Annotated in this window: 1 protein-coding gene; it reads left to right on the forward strand. The window is 50.8% G+C overall.

Annotated elements, in window-relative coordinates:
• Nucleotides 1–254, forward strand: a 254-nt coding sequence (locus DBY95_RS10535; RefSeq protein ID WP_432760678.1) for a collagen-flanked surface repeat-containing protein, incomplete at both ends; no start/stop codon positions are given.

The raw sequence follows: 254 nt of genomic DNA on the forward strand, positions 1-254 counted from the left end.
AAAGGTGACACTGGTGCAGCCGGTGCTAAAGGCGATAAAGGTGACACTGGTGCAGCCGGCGCTAAAGGCGACAAAGGCGACAGCATCACAGGTGAAGTTGTAGATAATGGTGACGGTACCCATACCATCACTATTACTAATCTAGGTGATGGCTCAGTCACTACTACTATCGTTAAAGACGGTAAAAACGGTAAAGATGGTAAAGACGGCGCTACTGGCGCAGCCGGCGCTAAAGGCGACAAAGGTGACACTGG

Source organism: Neisseria subflava (genome assembly GCF_003044935.1).
GTDB lineage: Bacteria > Pseudomonadota > Gammaproteobacteria > Burkholderiales > Neisseriaceae > Neisseria > Neisseria subflava_E.